Origin of the sequence: Micromonospora radicis (genome assembly GCF_003583405.1) — a bacterium.
In the GTDB taxonomy this organism is placed as follows: Bacteria; Actinomycetota; Actinomycetes; order Mycobacteriales; family Micromonosporaceae; genus Micromonospora; species Micromonospora radicis.
Map to the genome: position 1 here is coordinate 119396 of NZ_QXEC01000014.1, position 18640 is coordinate 138035.

General features: G+C 73.9%; 17 protein-coding genes and 1 pseudogene. 7 read left to right on the forward strand and 11 right to left on the reverse strand.

Going from position 1 to position 18640, the window contains the following annotated elements:
- Positions 1-30: 30 nt before the first annotated feature.
- The 4 genes from D2L64_RS16225 to D2L64_RS16240 all read right to left on the reverse strand — a co-directional run bounded on the left by D2L64_RS16225 (position 31) and on the right by D2L64_RS16240 (position 4623).
- Positions 31-609 carry a GNAT family N-acetyltransferase gene (locus tag D2L64_RS16225; protein WP_119577388.1) on the reverse strand — a complete coding sequence of 193 codons (579 nt, stop codon included), beginning with the start codon at positions 607-609 and terminating at the stop codon, positions 31-33.
- Positions 606-1886, reverse strand: coding sequence for a lysine N(6)-hydroxylase/L-ornithine N(5)-oxygenase family protein (locus D2L64_RS16230; RefSeq protein WP_119577467.1), 1281 nt, complete (start codon positions 1884-1886; stop codon positions 606-608). Before D2L64_RS16230 ends, D2L64_RS16225 begins: the two co-directional genes overlap by 4 nt.
- 35 nt (positions 1887-1921) lie before the next feature.
- Complete coding sequence (locus tag D2L64_RS16235; RefSeq protein ID WP_119577390.1) at positions 1922-3451, reverse strand: pyridoxal phosphate-dependent decarboxylase family protein; 1530 nt, start codon at positions 3449-3451, stop codon at positions 1922-1924.
- Between the two features lie 140 nt (positions 3452-3591).
- Positions 3592-4623, reverse strand: a complete 1032-nt coding sequence (locus tag D2L64_RS16240) for an ABC transporter substrate-binding protein (RefSeq protein ID WP_119577392.1) — start codon at positions 4621-4623, stop codon at positions 3592-3594.
- A 70-nt stretch (positions 4624-4693) separates the two neighbouring features.
- On the opposite strand from D2L64_RS16240, the pseudogene D2L64_RS16245 reads away from it, so the two are divergent.
- The 5 genes and pseudogenes from D2L64_RS16245 (at position 4694) to D2L64_RS16265 (ending at position 10231) form a co-directional block, all read left to right on the forward strand.
- Positions 4694-5790, forward strand: a pseudogene (locus D2L64_RS16245) (FecCD family ABC transporter permease).
- Positions 5787-6809: a FecCD family ABC transporter permease gene (locus tag D2L64_RS16250; RefSeq protein ID WP_119577396.1), complete on the forward strand. Its 1023-nt coding sequence runs from the start codon at positions 5787-5789 to the stop codon at positions 6807-6809. Before D2L64_RS16245 ends, D2L64_RS16250 begins: the two are co-directional and overlap by 4 nt.
- A 29-nt stretch (positions 6810-6838) precedes the next feature.
- Positions 6839-7651 (forward strand): ABC transporter ATP-binding protein, encoded by an 813-nt coding sequence (locus tag D2L64_RS16255; RefSeq protein WP_119577469.1) that lies wholly within the window; start codon positions 6839-6841, stop codon positions 7649-7651.
- Positions 7648-9690, forward strand: coding sequence for a penicillin acylase family protein (locus D2L64_RS16260; RefSeq protein ID WP_119577398.1), 2043 nt, complete (start codon positions 7648-7650; stop codon positions 9688-9690). Before D2L64_RS16255 ends, D2L64_RS16260 begins: the two co-directional genes overlap by 4 nt.
- A complete protein-coding gene (locus D2L64_RS16265) occupies positions 9683-10231 on the forward strand; it encodes a GNAT family N-acetyltransferase (protein WP_119577400.1) in 549 nt (182 codons plus the stop codon). Before D2L64_RS16260 ends, D2L64_RS16265 begins: the two co-directional genes overlap by 8 nt.
- Positions 10232-10312: 81 nt before the next feature.
- Here the strand turns inward: D2L64_RS16265 and D2L64_RS16270 are convergent, their stop codons facing one another.
- Genes D2L64_RS16270 through D2L64_RS16300 form a run of 7 tightly spaced genes read right to left on the reverse strand, consistent with a single transcriptional unit; the run spans position 10313 to position 15984 of the window.
- Positions 10313-11020, reverse strand: coding sequence for a RibD family protein (locus D2L64_RS16270; RefSeq protein ID WP_119577402.1), 708 nt, complete (start codon positions 11018-11020; stop codon positions 10313-10315).
- Positions 11017-11652 (reverse strand): GTP cyclohydrolase II, encoded by a 636-nt coding sequence (locus D2L64_RS16275; RefSeq protein ID WP_119577404.1) that lies wholly within the window; start codon positions 11650-11652, stop codon positions 11017-11019. Before D2L64_RS16275 ends, D2L64_RS16270 begins: the two co-directional genes overlap by 4 nt.
- 11 nt (positions 11653-11663) lie before the next feature.
- A complete protein-coding gene (locus D2L64_RS16280; protein WP_119577406.1) occupies positions 11664-12644 on the reverse strand; it encodes a lysylphosphatidylglycerol synthase domain-containing protein in 981 nt (326 codons plus the stop codon).
- A gap of 45 nt (positions 12645-12689) precedes the next feature.
- Positions 12690-13541: a class I SAM-dependent methyltransferase gene (locus D2L64_RS16285; protein ID WP_119577408.1), complete on the reverse strand. Its 852-nt coding sequence runs from the start codon at positions 13539-13541 to the stop codon at positions 12690-12692.
- Complete coding sequence (locus D2L64_RS16290; RefSeq protein WP_199714560.1) at positions 13538-14572, reverse strand: glycosyltransferase family 4 protein; 1035 nt, start codon at positions 14570-14572, stop codon at positions 13538-13540. Before D2L64_RS16290 ends, D2L64_RS16285 begins: the two co-directional genes overlap by 4 nt.
- 1 nt (position 14573) lies before the next feature.
- Complete coding sequence (locus D2L64_RS16295) at positions 14574-14999, reverse strand: 6-pyruvoyl trahydropterin synthase family protein (protein WP_119577410.1); 426 nt, start codon at positions 14997-14999, stop codon at positions 14574-14576.
- Between the two features lie 4 nt (positions 15000-15003).
- Positions 15004-15984 carry a zinc-dependent alcohol dehydrogenase gene (locus D2L64_RS16300; protein WP_119577473.1) on the reverse strand — a complete coding sequence of 327 codons (981 nt, stop codon included), beginning with the start codon at positions 15982-15984 and terminating at the stop codon, positions 15004-15006.
- A 94-nt stretch (positions 15985-16078) separates the two neighbouring features.
- Here D2L64_RS16300 and D2L64_RS28605 point away from each other — a divergent pair, with 94 nt between their 5' ends.
- Both D2L64_RS28605 and D2L64_RS28520 read left to right on the forward strand, forming a co-directional pair.
- Positions 16079-16870, forward strand: a complete 792-nt coding sequence (locus tag D2L64_RS28605; protein ID WP_119577412.1) for a CDP-alcohol phosphatidyltransferase family protein — start codon at positions 16079-16081, stop codon at positions 16868-16870.
- Positions 16871-16884: 14 nt separating this feature from the next.
- On the forward strand, positions 16885-18627 hold the full coding sequence (locus D2L64_RS28520; RefSeq protein WP_456080979.1) for a sulfatase-like hydrolase/transferase: 1743 nt from the start codon (positions 16885-16887) through the stop codon (positions 18625-18627).
- Positions 18628-18640 lie beyond the last annotated feature (13 nt).

Genomic DNA, 18640 nt, shown 5'->3' on the forward strand with positions numbered 1-18640 from the left:
GTGCAGGATCGGATTGCCGGTCGGTGGTGGTCACAGCGTTGCTCCTTGGCTACGGGTCGCGGCGAGGAACCGCTCGCGGGTGCAGATGCTGAGCAGGGCCTGCTTCTCCGGCTTGGCGATCGGGCCGAGCACGTCGAAGCCGACGGCGGCGTTGAGGGCGTGCACGGCGGTGTTGCCGACGTCCGGCTCGACCACCACCCGGGCGGTGTCGGGGTCGGCGAACAGCCAGGACATCACGGTGGTGAGCACGGCGCGGGTGAAGCCGTGCACCGGGGTCTCGGTGGGCGCGCAGAGGAAGTGCATGCCCACGTCGCCGGGCCGGGCGTCGTAGAGCCCGACCAGCTCGACCTGGGCCGGGTCGTACCGTTCGGCGAGGAAGGCGGGTCGGCCACGCCACAGCCCGAGGAAGGCGTCGTGGTGCGGGTGCGCGGCGATGCGCCGGTACTCCTCGGTGACCCGGGCCGGGTCGGCGTCCTGCATCAGCCAGAAGGTCGCCTTGGGGTGGGTGACCCACCGGTGCAGCAGCGGGGCGTCGGCGGCCACGTCGAGCGTACGCAGGGCGAACTCGCCCAGCACCGGATCGGTGCGGGTGTACACGGGGCCGTTCACGCGGGTACCCCGAACTCCTGGAAGGTGATCGACTTCTCGATCGGGTAGACCTCGCGGCCGAGCAGTTCGCGGATGATCCAGGCGTTGCGGTACGGGCCCATGCCGAGGTCCGGTGAAGTGATGCTGTGCGTGTGGGTGCCGCCGTTCTGCAGGAAGACACCCCGTCCGGTGTGGTCGACGCTGTAGTTGCGGGCCACGTCGAGGCGGCCGTGGCCGTCGAAGCGCAGCCGGTCGCGGATCGGGTCGCAGAAGGCCGGCAGCTGGTAGCGGTAGCCGGTGGCCAGCACCAGCCCCTCGGTGTCCAGCAGGTGCTCCCGTCCCTGCTCGACGTGGTGCAGCCGCAGGGTGTGCCGGCCGGTGGCCGGGTCGTGGGTGACGCCGGTCAGTTCGGTGTTGGTCAGCAGCCGGGTGTTCACCGGGCCGGGCACGCTGCGGGCGTAGAGCAGGTCGAAGATGTCGTTGACCAGGTCGGCGGAGATCCCCTTGAACAGCCCCTTCTGCTCGGCTTCGAGCCGGTAGCGGGTCGGCTCGGGCAGGGCGTGGAAGTAGTCCACGTAGTCCGGTGAGGTCATCTCCAGGGTCAGCTTGGTGTACTCCAGCGGGAAGAACCGGGGTGAGCGGGTCACCCAGTTCAGCTGGTAGCCGTACGTGTCGATGTCGGCGAGCAGGTCGTGGTAGATCTCGGCGGCGCTCTGCCCGCTGCCGACGACGGTGATGCTGCGTTTGGCCCGCAGCTCGTCGCGGTGTTCCAGGTATCGGGAGTTGTGCACCGCGTCGGAGTCCAGCCCGGCGCAGGCCGCCGGCAGGTGCGGCGGGGTGCCGGTGCCGAGCACCAGGTGCCGGGCCCGGTGGGTGACGGTGCCGCCGTCGACGGTGGCGGTGACGACGTACCGGTCGTCGGTCGGGTCGTACTCGACGGCGGTGACCTGGTGGCCGAAGCGCAGGTTGGGCAGCTGCGCGGCGGCCCACCGGCAGTACGCGTCGTACTCGGCGCGCAGCGGGAAGAAGCTCTCCCGGATGTAGAAGGGGTAGAGCCGGCCGATCTGTTTGAGGTAGGCGAGGAAGGAGTACGGCGAGGTGGGGTCGGCCAGGGTGACCAGGTCGGCCAGGAACGGGGTCTGCAGGCGGGCCGACTCCAGCAGCATGCCGGGATGCCAGGAGACGTCGTCGCGGGCCTCCAGGAACAGCCCGTCGAGTTCGGTGAGCGGCGCGGTCAGGCAGGCCAGGCCCAGGTTGTACGGGCCGAGGCCGATCCCGATGAAGTCGTGGCTTTCCATCCGGCCCTCCAGGCTCGGGTGCGGGGTCGGCATGCTCAGCCGACCGGGCAGGTGAGGTCGACGGCGGGTACGGCGTGGGTGTGCGCGTACCGGCCGGCGTGCTCGGCGATCAGGTCCAGCACGTACCCGACGTCGTCGCTGCCGGTGGCGGGGTTCAGCACGGTGAACTTGAGGTACTGCCGGCCGTCGACCCGGGTGCCGGCGACCACGGCCAGGCCGGAGGCGGCCAGCGCCGCCCGGGCGTGCAGGTTCGCCGCGTCGGCCAGGTCCGCCGGGGTGCCGGCGGGCCGCCAGCGGAACACCACCGTGCTCAGCGCCGAGCGGGTGAGCACCTCGAAGCGGGGGTCGGCCGCGGCCAGTTCCCACGCCTGTGCGGCCCGGTCGCAGACCTCGTCGAACAGTTCGCCGACGGCGTCCGGACCCATCACCCGCAGGGTCAGCCAGAGTTTGAGGGCGTCGAAGCGGCGGGTGGTCTGCAGGCTCTTGTCGACCTGGTTGGGGATGCGTTCGGCGACCGCCCGGGCCGGGTTGAGGTAGTCGGCGTGCCAGGTGGCGTGCCGCAGCGTACGTCGGTCGCGGACCAGCACGGCGCTGGAGCTGACCGGCTGGAAGAACGACTTGTGGTAGTCGACGGTCACCGAGTCGGCCCGCTCGATGCCGTCGAGCTGGTGCCGGCGGGTCGGCGAGACCAACAACCCGCAGCCGTACGCGGCGTCGACGTGCAGCCACACGCCGGCGGTGGCGCACACCTCGGCGATCTCGTCGAGCGGGTCGATGGTGCCGAAGTCGGTGGTGCCGGCGGTGGCGACGACGGCCATCACGGTCAGGCCGGCGCGCCGGCAGCGGGTGACCTCGTGGCGGACGGCTCCGGCGCGCATCCGCCGGTCCGGGCCGGTCTGCACCACCACTACCGCGTCCGGGGCCAGGCCGAGCAGCTTGGCGGCCTTCTGCACGCTGAAGTGGCCGGCGGCCGAGGTGATGATCCGCAGCTGGGGCAGCAGGATCCGCCGGTCGGTCGGGCTCGCCCCGGCCAGGGCCTCCTCCCGGGCCAGCAGCAGCGCGTGCAGGTTGGACTGGGTGCCGCCGCTGGTGAACACGCCGTCGGCGGCCGGGCCGAGGCCGATCCGGGCGGCGGTCCAGTCGATCAGGCGTCGTTCGATCAGGGTTGCGCCGGCGCTCTGGTCCCAGGTGTCCATTGAGGAGTTGACGGCGCTGAGCACGGCCTCGCCGAGCAGGGCCGGGATGACCACCGGGCAGTTGAGGTGCGCCAGGTAGCGCGGGTGGTGGAACCAGACGGCGTCGCGCAGGTACACCTCGTCGAGTTCGTCGAGGGCGGCGGTGGTGTCGCGCAGCGGCCGGTCCAGGTCGATCGCGTCCACCAGCGGCGCCAACTGCTCCGGGCGTACGCCGGTGAACGGTCCGGTCGCCTCGGCGACGCGCCGGGCCACCCGGTCCATGCCGGCGGTGACCGCGGCGCGGTAGTCGTCGGCTGTGCCGTCGTTGAACAGGTGGGCTCGGGCGGATGCGGGCCGGGTCGGCGTCGCGGTGGGCACCGGCAGGGTCATGGACTGTCCTCCACGCTCGGCGGATCGGTTCTCGGGCAGCCGGAACCCGCCGCCGGCGCGGCGCGCGGCGGCGGGTGCTGCGGTCGGTGCGGGGTGGGGGGCGACCGGTGGGTCGGTTCACACCGGTCGCCCGTGGCGGCTCAGGTGAGCTTCTTCGCGCCCTGGATCGCGGTGGCGAGGTTCTCCAGCAGCGGGGCCGCCCCGGCGTACGAGAAGCGGGGTACGGCGTCCCAGCCGGTCACCTGGCCGGCCTGCACGGCGGGCAGTTGCTTCCAGGTGGGCTTGGCGGTCAGGTCGGCCGGTTGCAGAGCGGTGCTGCGGTTGTCGAGCAGGATCAGGTCGGCCGGGAACTTGCCGGCGTTCTCCCAGCTGAGCGCCTCGAAGTAGTCGCCGGCTTCGAGTTTGGTGGGCACCACGATGTCGACGCCGAGTTCGGCGAAGTACATCAGGTCGGTGCTGACCTTGGGGTTGGAGACGTAGAACAGGTCGGGGCTGCCGGAGGCGGCCATCACCTTGATGCCGGGGTTGGCCTTGACCGCCTGGCGCACCGCCTCGGCGGCGGCGTCGAAGCGCGCCTTGGCGTCGGTGACCTTCGGGGCGGACAGGTCGGCGCCGAGGGACTCGGCGAGCTGGGCGTAGCGCTCGATCGGTTTGGTCATCGGTACCCGGGCGGTGGTGATGGTCACCACCGGCGCCAGCGGAAGGATCTTGTCCTTGCTCTCGTCCGGGACGTACCAGTAGGCGCCCGGGTCGTACATGTGCGTGACCAGTAGTTCCGGGCGCAGTGCGGCGTACTTCTCGACGCTGAACTCGCCCCAGACGTTGCCGAGGATCTCCACGCTCTCGACGTCGAGGTCGCCGGCCTGCGGTTCCTTGCTGCCATCGGACTTCTTGGTCTCGCCGAAGACGCCGACCACCTCCTGCCCCAGTCCGAAATCGACCAGCGCGGCGGCCGACCCGGTGAAGGCCACCACGCGGCCGGGGCGGGCCTGCGCGGTGACCGTCTCGGGGCGGTCGTCGGTGAACGACCACGGCCCGGAACTGTTACCACTGCTGGGGTTTGCCGTGTCGTCCCGGCCGCAGCCGGCGAGCACGGCGGCGAGGGCGGCGGCGCCACCGGCGGCGAACAGCCCCCGGCGGGAGAGGCGGCGTACGGAAACGGGATCAGGCATGGCGTCGTCTTTCGATCAGGGTCCAGGGTGGCCATGGACAGCCGGGGTTAGGCTAACCTAACCTAACTGCCTGTCAAGTCCCGCTCGGCGTTTCGCACCACACTGGAGTTCACACTGTCCGTCATCGAGTCGCCACCCCACGAAACGCCGCACCGGGCTCCACCACCACCGCCGTCGCGTCGTGCCGCCTACCGTGCCGCCGGTCTCGGTGCCGCGGCCCTGGCGCTGGTCGCGGTCGTGGTGCTCAGCATCGCCGTCGGCGCCAAGCCGATCCCGCTGGCACAGGTGTGGCCGGCGCTCACCGACCCCACCGCCGCCGAGTACGCCGTGGTGCACGAGATGCGGCTGCCCCGCACCCTGCTCGGCCTGCTCGCCGGCACCGCGCTCGGGGTGGCCGGCGCGGCGATGCAGGCACTGACCCGCAACCCGCTCGCCGACCCCGGCCTGCTCGGCATCAACGCCGGTGCGGCCGCCGCGATCGCCACCGCCGCGTTGCTGTTCGGCGTCGGCGCGGGCGCCGGCCAGATCTGGTTCGCGCTGGCCGGCGCCGCCGCGGTCACCGTCGGGGTGTACGCCGTCGGCGGTGGCCGCACCGCCACCCCGGCCCGGTTGGCGTTGGCCGGTGCCGCACTCAACGCGGCCCTCTACTCCTACGTCAGTGCGGTGATGCTGCTCGACGCGGCCGGCCTGGAGCGGCTGCGGTTCTGGACGGTCGGCTCGCTGGCCGGTGCCGACGAGGACACCGTGCGGCGGGTACTGCCGTTTGTCGCGGTCGGACTGCTGGCCGCGCTGGCCGCCGCCCGCCCGCTCAACGCGCTCGCCCTGGGCGACGACAGCGCCCGCGCCCTGGGCGCCCGGCCGGCGTTGATCCGGGCCGCGGTGATCGTCGCCATCACCCTGCTCTGCGGCGCCGCCACCGCCGCCTGCGGGCCGCTGGTCTTCGTCGGGCTGCTGGTGCCGCATCTGGTACGCGTGCTCACCGGGCCCGACCTGCGCTGGCTGCTGCCGTACTGCGCGCTGCTCGCCCCGGTGCTGCTGCTCGGCTCCGACGTGCTCGGCCGGGTGCTCGGTCGCCCCGGCGAGTTGCAGGTGGGGCTGGTCACCGCCGTGCTCGGCGGGCCGCTCTTCCTCTGGCTGGTGACCCGGACCAGGACGGCCCGGCCATGATCGTGATCCGTACCCCGGGCGGCTTCTCCCTGCGGGTGCACGCCCGCGCCCTCACCGTCGGCGCGGTCGGTACGCTGCTCGCGCTCGCCGTCGGCGTGCTGGCCGTCGGCCACGGCGACTATCCGATGTCACCGGCCGACGTGCTGCGCACCCTGACCGGTGGCGGCAGCGCCGCCGAGCAGTTCATCGTCGTCGAACTGCGGCTGCCGCGGCTGGTCACCGCGCTGGCCGTGGGTGCCGCCCTCGGGCTGGCCGGCGCGGTGTTCCAGGCGCTGGTCCGCAACCCGCTGGGCAGCCCGGACGTGCTCGGCTTCACCCAGGGCGCGGCGACCGGCGCGTTGCTCGTGGTGGTGGTCGGCGGCGGCAGCACCGCCCTGGCCGGGGCCGCCGCCGCCGGTGGCGTGGTCACCGGCCTGCTGATCTACCTGGTCGCCTGGCGGCGCGGGGTGCACGGCTACCGGCTGGTGCTCGTCGGGATCGGCGTGTCGGCCATCCTGACCGGGGTCAACGGCTACCTGCTGACCCGGGCGCCACTGATGGAGGCGGCCCGGGCGATGCTCTGGCTCACCGGCAGCCTCGACGGTCGCGGCTGGTCCGACGCCGGGCCGCTGCTGGTCGCGCTCGCGGTGACGGTGCCGGTGCTGCTGGCCTGCGGGCCGGCGCTGCGGATGACCGAACTCGGCGACGACGCGGCCAGCGGGCTGGGCGTACCGGTGGCCCGGCTGCGGATGGTCCTGCTCGCCGCGGCGGTGCTGCTGGTGTCGCTGTCGGCCGCCGCCGCCGGCCCGGTGTCCTTCGTCGCCCTCACCGCACCGCACCTGGCCCGCCGGCTGACCCGGGCGCCGGGCACCAACCTGCTGCCGGCCGCGGTCGTCGGCGCGCTGATCCTCGTCGTCGCCGACCAGATGGCGCAGCGGATCTTCCCCCAGCAGCTGCCGGTCGGTGTGGTGACCGGGGTACTCGGCGGCGGCTACCTGGTCTGGCTACTGGCCACCGAACGCCGGGCGGGCCGGCTGTGAGCACCATCGACGAGAACGGAGCGACCAGCATGACCTCCCGGCTGGGTGGCAGCGGGCTACGGCTCGCCTACGAGCGGCGCGTCGTCGCCGACGACCTGACCGTCGCCGTCCCCGACCGCTCGTTCACGGTCATCATCGGCCCGAACGCCTGCGGCAAGTCGACCCTGCTGCGGGCCCTGTCCCGGCTGCTCAAGCCGGCGGCGGGCGCGGTGCTGCTGGACGGCGAGGACATCCACCGGCGACCCGCCCGGGCGGTGGCCCGTACCCTCGGTCTGCTGCCCCAGTCACCGACCGCACCCGACGGCATCGGCGTGGCGGAGCTGGTGTCCCGGGGTCGTTACCCGCACCAGGGGCTGCTGCGGCAGTGGTCCCGCGACGACGAACGGATCGTGGCCGAGTCGATGGCCGCCACCGGCGTCGCCGACCTGACCGACCGGCTGGTCGACGAGCTCTCCGGCGGCCAACGGCAACGGGTCTGGCTGGCGATGGCGCTGGCCCAGCAGACCCCGCTGCTGCTGCTCGACGAGCCGACCACCTATCTGGACATCGCCCACCAGATCGAGGTGCTCGACCTGTGCGCCCGGCTGCACGAGGAGCAGGGCCGTACGCTGGTCGCGGTGCTGCACGACCTCAACCACGCCGCCCGCTACGCCACCCACCTGATCGCCATGCGCGGTGGGCAGGTGGTGGCCGCCGGTGAACCGGGCCGGATCGTCACCGCCGAACTGGTCGAGGAGGTCTTCGGGCTGCCCTGCCGGGTCATCGACGACCCGGAGACCGGCACCCCGCTGGTGGTCCCGGCCGCCCGCACCCGCGCGCGGCAGCACGGAGGGCGGGCATGAGCGGGCGGAGGTACCGCGACGCGTACGGGATCCCGCACCTGGCCGCCGACGACCACGAGGCGTTGGCCTTCGCCCAGGGTCGGGTCACCGCGCTGGACCGGGCCTGGCAGATCGAGGTGGAGCGGCACCGCTCGCAGGGCACCAGCGCGACCTTCCTCGGCCCGGACGCGGTCGGCTGGGACGCCTTCGCCCGTCGGGTCCGGCTGGACGACACCGCCCGGCGCTGCCACGCCGCCCTCGACCCGGCCACCGCCCGCTGGGTGGGCCGGTACGTCGACGGGGTCAACGCCGGCCTGGCCGCCGGGGCGCAGCGGGCACCGGAGTTCGCCGCCACCGGGCTGACCCCCGGACGTTGGCAGCCGTGGACGCCGCTGGCGCTCTGGCTCACCCACCACGTGCTCTTCGCCGGTTTCCCCGGCAAGCTCTGGCGGGAGCACGTGATCCGCCGGCTCGGTCCGGCCGCCGCCGGGCTGTTCGCCGTCGACGGTCCCGTCGCCTCGGGCAGCAACGGCTGGTTGCTGCCCGCCGGGCGGACCGCCACCGGCGCGGCGCTGATCGCCGGTGACCCGCACCGGTTCATCGAGGCCCCCGGCATCTACCAGCAGATCCGGCTGGCCTGCCCGGAGTACGACGTGCTCGGCTTCGCCGTGCCCGGGGTGCCGGGCATCGCGCACTTCGGCCACGCCGGACAGGTCGCCTGGGCGATCACCAACGCGATGGCCGACTACCAGGACGCGTACGCCGAGCGGCTGCGCCGCCGGGACGGCCGGGTCGAGGCGTACGGGCCGCGCGGGTGGCGGCCGGTACACCGGCACGTCGAGACGATCGAGGTGGCCGGTGCGCCGCCGGTCGAGGTCGAGGTGATCGAGACCGAGCGGGGGCCGGTGATCTCCGGTGGCCCGGACGAGCATCCCGACCTCACGGTCAGCCTGCGTCATCCGCCCCGGGTCACCGGCGAACTCGGTTTCGCCGTCCTGCCGGCGCTGCTGCGCGCCCGCACCGTCGACGACGTGGACGCGGCCCTGGACGGCTGGGTGGAGCCGGTGAACGTGGTGCTGGCCGCCGACACCGCCGGTGGGCTGTTGCACCGGGTCGCCGGCCGGGTGCCGCGCCGCCATCCCGACAACGGGGTGCGGGTGGTGCCGGGCTGGGACGAGGCGTACGCCTGGCGGGGCTGGCACCCGATGCCGAAGTCCCCGGTCGGGCAGGTGGCGGTGATGGCCAACGAACGGGGCATCTCCGCCGGGCTCGGGGTGGAGTTCGCCCCGCCGTACCGGGCCGAGCGGATCCGTGCGCTGCTGACCGCCCGCACCGACTGGCGGCCGGAGCAGCTGGGCGTCGTACACACCGACACCCGGCTGGCGGCGGCCGGACCGCTACTGGAGCTGCTCGCCGACGTGGCCGGGCTGAGCAGCGCGGCGACCGCGCTGCGCGACCGACTGCTGCGCTGGGACCGCCGGATGGACGCCGACAGCGTCGACGCGGCCCGCTTCGCCGACCTGCGGGCCGCGGTGGTCCGCCGGCTGGCCGCCCACCCGACACTGGCCGTGCTGGCCGAACCGCCGGCCCACCCGGAGGTGTTCGGACCCTGGCTGGCCCTGCTGCCCCGGGTCGGGTACGCGGTGTTGCCGCTGCTGCACGCCGACCTACCCGGACTGGACCGCGACGCGCTGCTGCGGGCCGCCGCCGAGGAGGTCGCCGCCACCGACGACCCCCGCCGCTGGGGGCAGCGGCACCGGCTGGCGCCGTGGCGGGCGCTGCCCGATCCGGCCGCACCGGCCGGGCCGGAACTCTCCGGCGACCACGACTGCGTGTTGGCCACCGCCAGTGTGCCCGGCCTGACCGACCTGTGTTCGCGGGGGCCGGCGGCCCGATACGTGTGGGATCTGGGGCGGCGCGCGGACAGCCGGTGGGTGGTGCCGCTCGGCGCGACCGGTGCCGGGCCGCACCGCGACGACCAGTTGCCGGTGTGGCTGCGTGGCGAGCTGGTCGAGGTGACCTGCGACTGGGATCGGCTGACCGAGGAGCACGATGACTGACCGGCACCACCACCAGCGGCACGTCCCCGGTTTCGGTGTGGTCGCCTTCCGGCCGGTCGACCCGGACGCCGACGCCGAGGTCATCCACGGCTGGACCAGCCAGGAACGGGCCCGCTTCTGGGGGATGCGCGACGCCGACCGCGACCGGGTCGCCGAGATCTACCGGTACGTCGACTCGCTACCCACCCACCACGCCTGGCTGACCCTGCGCGACGGGCAACCGGTGGCGTTGTTCCAGACCTACCAGCCCGAACACGACCCGCTCGGCGAGGTCTACCCGGTCCGCCCCGGCGACCACGGCGGCCACCTGCTGATCGGTACGCCGGTGCGACCCGAGCCGGGCTTCACCGGCACGCTGCTCGGCGAGTTCGTCGCGTTCGTCTTCACCGACCCGGGCCGGCTGCGGCTGGTGATGGAGCCGGACGCCCGCAACGACAAGGCGATCGCCCGGCTGCGGCGGGCCGGCTTCGTCGAGGGCCCACTGGTCGACCTGCCGCACAAGCGGGCCCGGCTGATGTTCCTCGACCGGCCCGCCGGGTGACCGGGGCAACCGAGCCGCCGTTACGGCGGTGTCGACCGCGCCGGGATCCCACCGTCGCACCGGGATGATCGACCTGCCGGCTCAGGCGATCTCGCAGCGTTGGGACAGGGCGTAGCGGGTCAGCACCACGTCGCCGATCTGACGGGCCTCGACCACCTGGGCGCGGCGGGCGGAGTGCCACGGGAAGTGGCCGTCGCCGACGAACCGCGGCGCCCGGCGGTCGCCCACGAAGAACGGGGCGACCACCAGGTGCAGTTCGTCGGCGAGCCCGGCGGTGAGAAACTGGCCGTGCACCACCGCGCCGCCCTCCACGAGCAGCCGGCGTACCCCCCGGTCGGCCAGGTCGGTCAGGACGCGGGTCAGGTCCACCGGGTCACCGGCGTCGACCACGGTGGCCCGCTCCCCCAGCCGGTGCCGGGTCTTCTCCACCGCCGCGCCGGCACTGTAGACGATCCGTTCGGTGTCGCCGACGGTGAAGAACCGGGCCGCCGGGTCCAGGTCGCCGCAGCCGGTGACGGTCACCCGGATCGGGGACTCCGGCAGTCCACGGGCGACCCGGTCGGCCCGGCGGCGGTCGCAGCGCACCAGCAGCCGGGGGTCGTCGCGGCGGACCGTGCCGGCGCCGACCAGGATCGCGTCGCAGCCGGCCCGGACCTCGTCGACCCGGTCGAGGTCGGCGTCGTTGGACAGCAGCAGCCGTTCGTCGGTGGCGTCGTCGATGTAGCCGTCGATCGAGGTCGCGCAGCTGAGCACCACGTACGGCCGGTGCGGTACGGCGGAGGCGGTCACCGGACGAACGGAAGGTCGACGGTACGGGCGGCGCGGCTGGCCTTCGCCGCGAGGTAGTCGGCGTTGGCCGGGGAGAGGAACACACCGGTGGGTACCTGCTCGGTCACCGTGATGCCGAGCCGGGTGAGCTGCTCGGTCTTCTCCGGGTTGTTGCTCAGTACCGCGATCGGTCCGACGCCGAGGGCGGCGAGCATCTGCGCGGCGACGGTGTAGTCCCGTTCGTCCTCGGCGTGACCGAGGGCGACGTTGGCCTCGAAGGTGTCCAGCCCGGCGTCCTGCAGCGCGTACGCGTCGAGCTTGGCGTACAGGCCGATGCCGCGTCCTTCCTGCCGCAGGTAGAGCAGGTACCCGCCGACCTCGGCGATGCGCTGCACGGCCTCGCGCAGCTGCGGGCCGCAGTCGCACCGCTGGCTGCCGAACACGTCACCGGTGAGGCATTCGCTGTGCGGGCGGACCAGCGGCACCGCCCCGGTGCTACCGGCGTGGTCACCGAGGGCGAACGCGAGGTGCTCCCGGCCGTCGACCAACCCGTCGAAGGTGTGCAGCCGGGCGGTGGTGGTGTAGCCGTCGGGGAACCGCAGCGGCACGGTGACCTGCGTCCGGATGGTGGCGACAGGCAGTGATTCGGACATGGGTCTCCTCGTCAGACGGTGGCGGGTACACGGACACGTCGGGCCAGCAGCACGGCGGCTCCGGGCAGGCTCGCGACGAGCACCAGGGCGCCGTACACCGTCGCGGTGGCCACCCCCTCGGCGGCGGTCAGGCCGGCGGCGGCGAACGCCCACGCGGCCACCCCCTCGCGGGGGCCGAACCCGGCCACGTTGGCCGGCACTCCCATCGCGAGCAGGGCCAGCAGGGTCAGCGGTAGGAGCAGGCTCAGTGGGGCGGTGGAGCCGGCGGTGCGGGCAGCCACCAGGAACGTGGCGAGGTGTCCGGCGACCGCCAGCGCGGAGGCGAGCAGCACGCCGGCCCAGGAGCGCCGGCCCAGCAGTCCGGCGCGGACGTCGGACACGGCAGTGACCAGCGTGCGGGTGACCCGGGAGGCGCCGGAGTCCGGCAGCAGCCGGGCGGCCAGCACCAGCGCGACGAACACGGCCACCACGATCCCGGTGGCCACCGGCAGGTACGGCCGGACCGGCGACGGGAAGGCGAACAGCAGGACGACCGCGACGGCGATCAGCACGACCTGGCCGGCGACGCGGTCCCACACCACGGCCCGGATGCCCCGGCCGACGTCGCCGACGTCCCGGCCGTGGCGCACCGCGCGGTGCACGTCACCGAGGATCCCGCCGGGCAGGGTGGCGTTGAGGAAGATCGCCCGGTAGGTGTGCGCGACGGCGTCGCGCAGCGGCAGCCGGGCGCCGAGCCCCTCGGCGACCAGGCGCCACCGCCAGGCGACGCAGACGGTGCTGAGCGCGCCGAGGGCGAGCGCGGCGGCCAGCGCGGCGGCGTCGATCAGCCGCAGGCCGGCCAGGAACGGCCCGGTGCCCAGCCAGCCCAGCAGCCCCACCAGTACGGCGAGCCCGAGCGCCGGCTGCAGCCAGCCCCAGCGGTTGCGGCCCGCCGGGGCGGCCGTGGGCGCGACGGCACCAGCTTCACCCCCCACGCGACCCTCCCCCGGCATGGTGATCTTCCCTGACTGTACGCACGTAACCGGCGGGCCGCCGGTTCAATCAGGCAAGGCCAACAGGTCGGTGTGCTCGACCAGTACCCCGAGTCGGCCCCCGTCAGCCTCGGCGAGTCGACGCCGGGCGTACTCGCGGGTGATCTCCGTCAACTCGGGGCGTTGCTCGCAGGCGGCGGCCAGCCAGCCGGTGAACCACCGCGCCGCGAGGGTGGCCTGGGCCGGGCCGAGCCGCCACGGGCTGGGCCGGGTCCGCACCGTCATCCCGTGCCGGGTGAACCCGTCGGCGCAGGCGTCGACGGCGTCCGGGCCGAGCAGCCGCCGGCCGCCCGCCGCACGGCGCTGGTGGGCGTTGAACGCGGCGCCGATCTCGTCGTCCAGCGGATCGGCCGGGGTCAGCCGCACCGTGCCGGTCACCGAGATCAGGAACAGCGCCGGGCAGCGGGCCCCGGCGCTGGCCGCGACCAGACGGTCGATCTCGGCTGCAGTCAGCATGTCGAGCAGTGCCGAGGCGGTGACCAGGGCCGCGCCGGCCAGGTCGGCGGCGGTCAGCCGGGTCAGGTCGCCCTGGCGGGTGGCCACCGTCACCGGGGAGCCGTCGGCGGCGGTGGCGGGCATCCCGGCGCGGGCCCGGGCCAGCAGGTCCGGGTCCTGGTCGTAGAGGATCCAGTGCTGCGGGCCGGGCAGCAGCGGCGCCAGCCAGCGGCCCAACGATCCGGTGCCGGCGCCGAGGTCGTGCACGACGTACGGTCCGTCGCCGGTCAGGGTGACGCGGACGGCGTCGACCAGGTCCGCCGCGCGGGCCGCCACGTCGGCCGGCTCGCGCAGGGCCAGCCACTGTGCGAAGTCCGGCGGCAGTTCGATGGGCGGTGCCGCTACCACCTGGTGTTCGGTCATGACGCCGTCGCCTCCCTGAGGGCCGTGGTGATCCGGTTGGTGGTGCTGGTCCAGTCGTCGAGGGCGGCCCGGCGCAGGTGGGCGGCCCGGCGCAGGCGCTCGCGCAGCGTCGCGTCGGTCAGCCAGTGGCGTACCGCGTCGGCCAGGGCGTCCGGGTCCTCGGGCGGCACCAGCAGTCCGGGGCGTTCACCGGCCGCGTACCCAAGGGCGTCGGGCAGGCCGCCGACCGCCGTGGCGAGCACCGGGATGCCGCGCGCCAGCGCCTCGGTGACCACCATCCCGTACGTCTCGCCCCGCGACGGGTGCACCAGCAGGTCGGCGGCGGCGTACGCGGCGGCGAGCCGGTCACCGACCAGCGGACCGGCCAGCCGGATCCGGTCGCCGAGCCGGTGGCCGGCGATCCGGTCGCGGAGCCGGTCCACGAACGCCGGTTCCCGGTGCAGCGGGCCGGCGCAGGTCAGCGTCCAGTGCGGGTCGGGTACCGCGGCGAGCGCCTCGACCAGCACGTCGTGGCCCTTGTGCGCGGCGACCGCGGCGACGCAGAGCAGCGCCGAGCCGGTCGGTGAGCCGGTCACCGCGGGCGCCGGGTCCACCCCGGGGGCGGCGACGTGCACCCGGGCGGGCGCCAGCGCGTACCGGCGCAGCAGTCGGTCACGGGTCCAGGCGCTGGTGGCCACGACGGTGCGGGCCGCCGCGAGGGCCCGCGCCTCGGTGTCGTCGTCGCGGGGCAGGTGCACCAGCGGGACCAGCCGCAGCCGTCGGGCGTGCGCGGTGAGCGCGTCGGGGACCACCGAGGCGACCAGGCCGTCGACGAGCACCAGGGCGTCGTCGGGCAGTCCGGCGAGGACCTCCGCCAACCGGGTGTGCTCGGCCGGCGCCGGCTGCGGCCAGGCGCCCGGTACGGCGTGTTCGCGTACCGTCCAGCCGGCGTCGACGAGTCCGGCGCAGATCCGGCGGTCGTAGCCGTTGCCGCCGCTGGGTGCCGCCGGGTCGTCGATGTCGCCGGGCAGGATCACGTGCAGGGTGGGCACGTCAGGCGGTGTCCCCGGCGCCCGCAGCCGGCAGCGACCGTTCGTAGCTGGCCCAGGCGACGTGGGACTCGTGCAGGGTGACGGTGAGGCCGGTCAGGCCGTGGGCGCCGGGGCCGAGGTCACCGGCGCGCACCCGGTCGGCGAGGCGGTCGGCGATGGTGCGGGCCAGTACCTCGGTGGTGGTGTTGGTGCCGGCGAAGGCGGGCTCGTCGTCGAGGTTGCGGTAGTTCAGTTCGGCGAGCACGGCCTTGAGCTGGTCGGTGGCGAGTCCGATGTCGACCACGATGCCGTCGGCGTCGAGGTCGGGGCGGCGGAAGGTGGCGTCGACCACGAAGGTCGCGCCGTGCAGCCGTTGGGCGGGGCCGAAGACGTCGCCGCGGAAACTGTGGGCGATCATGATGTGGTCACGGACGGTAACGCTGAACACGGAGTCACTCCCCGTCGTAGGTGATGAGATGGCACAGCGCCGGCAGGTCGCCGGTGCTGAGTCGGGACAGGACGTCGGGCAGTTCGGCGAAGGGTGACCGGCCGGTGAGCAGCGCGTCGAACGCCGGGTCGGCGAGCAGGTCGAGGGCGAGCGCCATCCGGTCGGCGTAGCTGCGGCTGCCGCGGCGGGCGGGGGCGACCGTGCCGACCTGGCTGCTGCGGATGGCCAGCCGTCCGGAGTGGAACGCCGCGCCGAGGGACAGCTGCACCTGCCGGTCGCCGTACCAGCTCAGTTCGAGCACGGTGCCCTCGGGCGCGAGCAGATCCAGGCCGCGTTGCAGGCCGGCGGCGGTGGCGCTGGCGTGCACCACCAGGTCGCGTCCGCCGGTGGCGGTCTCGGGTGCGGCGAAGTCGACGCCGAGCGCGGCGGCCACCTCGGCGCGGGCCGGGTCGGTGTCGACCAACTCCACCCGCACGCCCGGGAAGCGGGTCAGCAGGGCCGCTACCGCGCAGCCGACCATGCCGCCGCCGATCACGCTGACCCGGTCGCCGACCAGCGGCGGCGCGTCCCACAGCGCGTTGACGGCGGTCTCCACCGTGCCGGCCAGCACCGCGCGGGCCGCCGGCACCCGTTCCGGTACGACGGTGACCGCGTCGGCGGGCACCACGTACGCGCTCTGGTGCGGGTGCAGGCAGAAGACGGTACGTCCGCGCAGGTGCGCCGGGCCCTGCTCGACCTCGCCGACGCTGAGGTAGCCGTACTTGACCGGGGCGGGGAAGTCGCCCTCCTGGAACGGGGCGCGCATCGTCGCGTACTGGCTGGCCGGCACCTGCCCGGTGAAGACCAGCGTCTCGGTGCCCCGGCTGACCCCGGAGTACCGGGCGCGTACCCGCACCTCGTCCGGGCCCGGCTCGGGTAGCGTCACCGGGCGGATCTCCCCCACGCCCGGGGCGCGGAGCCAGAAGGCACGGGCGGCTCGCGTCACCGGCATTTCTCCTCACCTGCGTCCGGACCGAACCGATCCGTCATGTTTTCCGTACCTCCCCACAGGGGTCGTCGATCATAAACACGGAGGCACGGTGTCCACAGTTCGAACCGGTCCGCAAATCGGGCTTATCGTCCAGATTGTCCTGCTGGTGGGGCTCGCCGCGACCGTCGGCCTCGGCCTCGCGGGCTGGGCGGCGGGGCTGGCGTACGGCGCCGTGACCTGCGTTGCGCTGCTGCGGGCCGGCTCGGGCCGACTCGGCCCGGCCGACTGGGTCACGATGGGCCGCGGACTGCTGGTGGGCGGGGTCACCGCGCTGATCGTCGACACCCTGGTCGCCGGCCGTCCCGCGCCGGTGGCGGTGCTGGTGACGATGACCGCCGTGGCCCTGGCGTTGGACGCCGTCGACGGCAAGGTGGCCCGCCGGACCCGCACGGTCAGCGCGCTCGGTGCCCGGTTCGACATGGAGGTCGACTCGGTCCTGGTGCTGATGCTGTGCCTCTACCTCGCTCCGTCGGTCGGGCCCTGGGTACTCGTCATCGGCCTGGCCCGGTACGCCTTCCTCGCGGCGAGCTGGGTGCTGCCCTGGATGGACGCGCGGCTGCCCCCGCGGTACTGGCGTAAGGTGGTCGCCGCGGTCCAGGGGATCATGCTCGTCGTCGCCGCGTCCGAGCTGCTGCCCGGGCCGGTGACGATGCTCCTGCTACTGGTGGCGCTCGGCCTGCTGGTCGAGTCGTTCGGGCGGGACGTGGTCTGGCTGTGGCGGCATCGGGCGCCTCGTACGATGCCCACCATCGTCGTCGCGACGGTGCCGCGCGGCATCCGGCTGGCCGACCGGGTCGACGACCGCGACCTGCCGACCGCGCCCGTCCTGTCGCTGCGCTGACCCGGGAGAACCAGTTGTCGATCGCCGATCCGGTGCCCGCCGCGGGCACCGACGAGACCATCCGCGTGGCCGGAGCCGACGCCGCGCCGCCGACCCCGGCGCCCGAGGGTACGAGCGCCGACGCACCGCAGGCGCCGGTGAGCCGGCGGCGTCGGGTGACGGCCCGGGTGGTCACGGTGCTGGCCGCCGTGTTGGTGCTGGTCGCCTTCACCCTGCCCAACCAGCCGTGGCGGATGCAGCCGGGCGCGTTCCTGCGGATCCCGCTGGAGGCGTTGCTGCTCGCGGCCCTGCTGCTCGCGCTACCCGGCCGGCCCCGCCGGGTGGTCGCGGCCGGCGCCGGGCTGCTGCTCGGGCTGGTCGTGGTGGTGAAGATCGGCGATCTGGGTTTCTACTCCTCGCTGGGCCGCCCGTTCGACCTGGTGCTGGACTGGACCCTGCTGGACGATGCGTTCGCCTTCGTGGCCGAGTCGATCGGTCGGCCCGCCGCCATCGCGATCGCGGTCGGCGTGGTGCTACTGCTGCTGTCGGTGCCCACCCTGACCGCGCTGTCCACCCTCCGGTTGTCCCGTCTGCTGGTTCGGCACCGCACCGGCGCCACCCGGGTCGTCGCGTCGCTGGTGCTGGTCTGGGCGCTGCTCGCCGTGTTCCAGGCGCGGATCGTGACCGGGGTGCTGGTGGCCGACAGCAACGCCAGCGCGGTGGTGTACGAGCATGTCATGGAGGTGCACGAACGGATCACCGACCGCGCGGCCTTCGAGACCGAGGTGGGCCGTGACCCGTTCCGTGACGTCCCCGGCGACCAGTTGCTGACCGCGCTGCGCGGCAAGAACGTGCTGATCGCCTTCGTGGAGAGCTACGGCCGTGACGCGGTCTCCGACCCGGAGTTCGCCTCCGTCCAGCGCCTGCTCGACGAGGGCGCCGGTCGACTCCAGACGGCCGGTTTCTCCTCGCGCAGCGGCTTCCTCACCTCGCCGACGGTCGGTGGCGGCAGCTGGTTGGCACACGCCACGCTGCTGTCCGGGCTGTGGATCGACAACAACCAGCGCCACAAGAGCCTGCTCGCCAGCGACCGGTTCACCCTCGGCGACGCCTTCCAGAGCGCGGGCTGGCGTACGGTCGGGGTGATGCCGGCGGTGAACCAGGCCTGGCCGGAGGGGCAGTTCTACGGCTACGAGCAGTTCTACGGCGGCCCCGACCTCGGCTACCAGGGTCCGAAGTTCGCCTTCTCCCCGATGCCGGACCAGTACGCCATCCACATGTTCCACCAGCGGGAGCTGGTCGGGCCGCGGGATCGGCCGGTGATGGCCGAGCTGGCCCTGGTCTCCAGCCACTCCCCCTGGACCAAGGTGCCGTCGGTGGTGGACTGGGACGACATCGACGACGGTGAGGTGTTCCGCAAGGGCATCATCGGCACCCCGACGGCCCAGGCCCGCACCGGCTACCGGCACGCGGTGAGCTACACGCTGCGTACGCTGATCTCCTACCTGGAGACCTACGGCGACGACGACACCGTGCTGGTCTTCGTCGGTGACCACCAGCCGGCACCGGTGGTCACCGGCGACAACCCCAGCCCGGACGTGCCGATCCACCTGGTCGCGAAGGATCCGGCGGTGCTGGAGCGGATCGCCGACTGGGGCTGGCAGGAGGGCCTGACGCCGGACGCCGACGCCCCGGTGTGGACGATGGACAGCTTCCGTGACCGCTTCCTGACCACCTTCGGTTCCGCCCCGGCCCGACCTCAGGCCCAGTCGCGCTGAGGTCGGTGGGCCG

What these genes read in the sequence shown, in the direction of transcription:
- D2L64_RS16230 (WP_119577467.1), bottom strand. Translation starts at nt 1,886, where the DNA reads ATGGAAAGCCACGACTTCATCGGGATCGGCCTCGGCCCGTACAACCTG.
- D2L64_RS16235 (WP_119577390.1), bottom strand. Translation starts at nt 3,451, where the DNA reads ATGACCCTGCCGGTGCCCACCGCGACGCCGACCCGGCCCGCATCCGCC.
- D2L64_RS16240 (WP_119577392.1), bottom strand. Translation starts at nt 4,623, where the DNA reads ATGCCTGATCCCGTTTCCGTACGCCGCCTCTCCCGCCGGGGGCTGTTC.
- D2L64_RS16250 (WP_119577396.1), top strand. Translation starts at nt 5,787, where the DNA reads ATGATCGTGATCCGTACCCCGGGCGGCTTCTCCCTGCGGGTGCACGCC.
- D2L64_RS16255 (WP_119577469.1), top strand. Translation starts at nt 6,839, where the DNA reads ATGACCTCCCGGCTGGGTGGCAGCGGGCTACGGCTCGCCTACGAGCGG.
- D2L64_RS16260 (WP_119577398.1), top strand. Translation starts at nt 7,648, where the DNA reads ATGAGCGGGCGGAGGTACCGCGACGCGTACGGGATCCCGCACCTGGCC.
- D2L64_RS16265 (WP_119577400.1), top strand. Translation starts at nt 9,683, where the DNA reads ATGACTGACCGGCACCACCACCAGCGGCACGTCCCCGGTTTCGGTGTG.
- D2L64_RS16275 (WP_119577404.1), bottom strand. Translation starts at nt 11,652, where the DNA reads ATGTCCGAATCACTGCCTGTCGCCACCATCCGGACGCAGGTCACCGTG.
- D2L64_RS16280 (WP_119577406.1), bottom strand. Translation starts at nt 12,644, where the DNA reads ATGCCGGGGGAGGGTCGCGTGGGGGGTGAAGCTGGTGCCGTCGCGCCC.
- D2L64_RS16285 (WP_119577408.1), bottom strand. Translation starts at nt 13,541, where the DNA reads ATGACCGAACACCAGGTGGTAGCGGCACCGCCCATCGAACTGCCGCCG.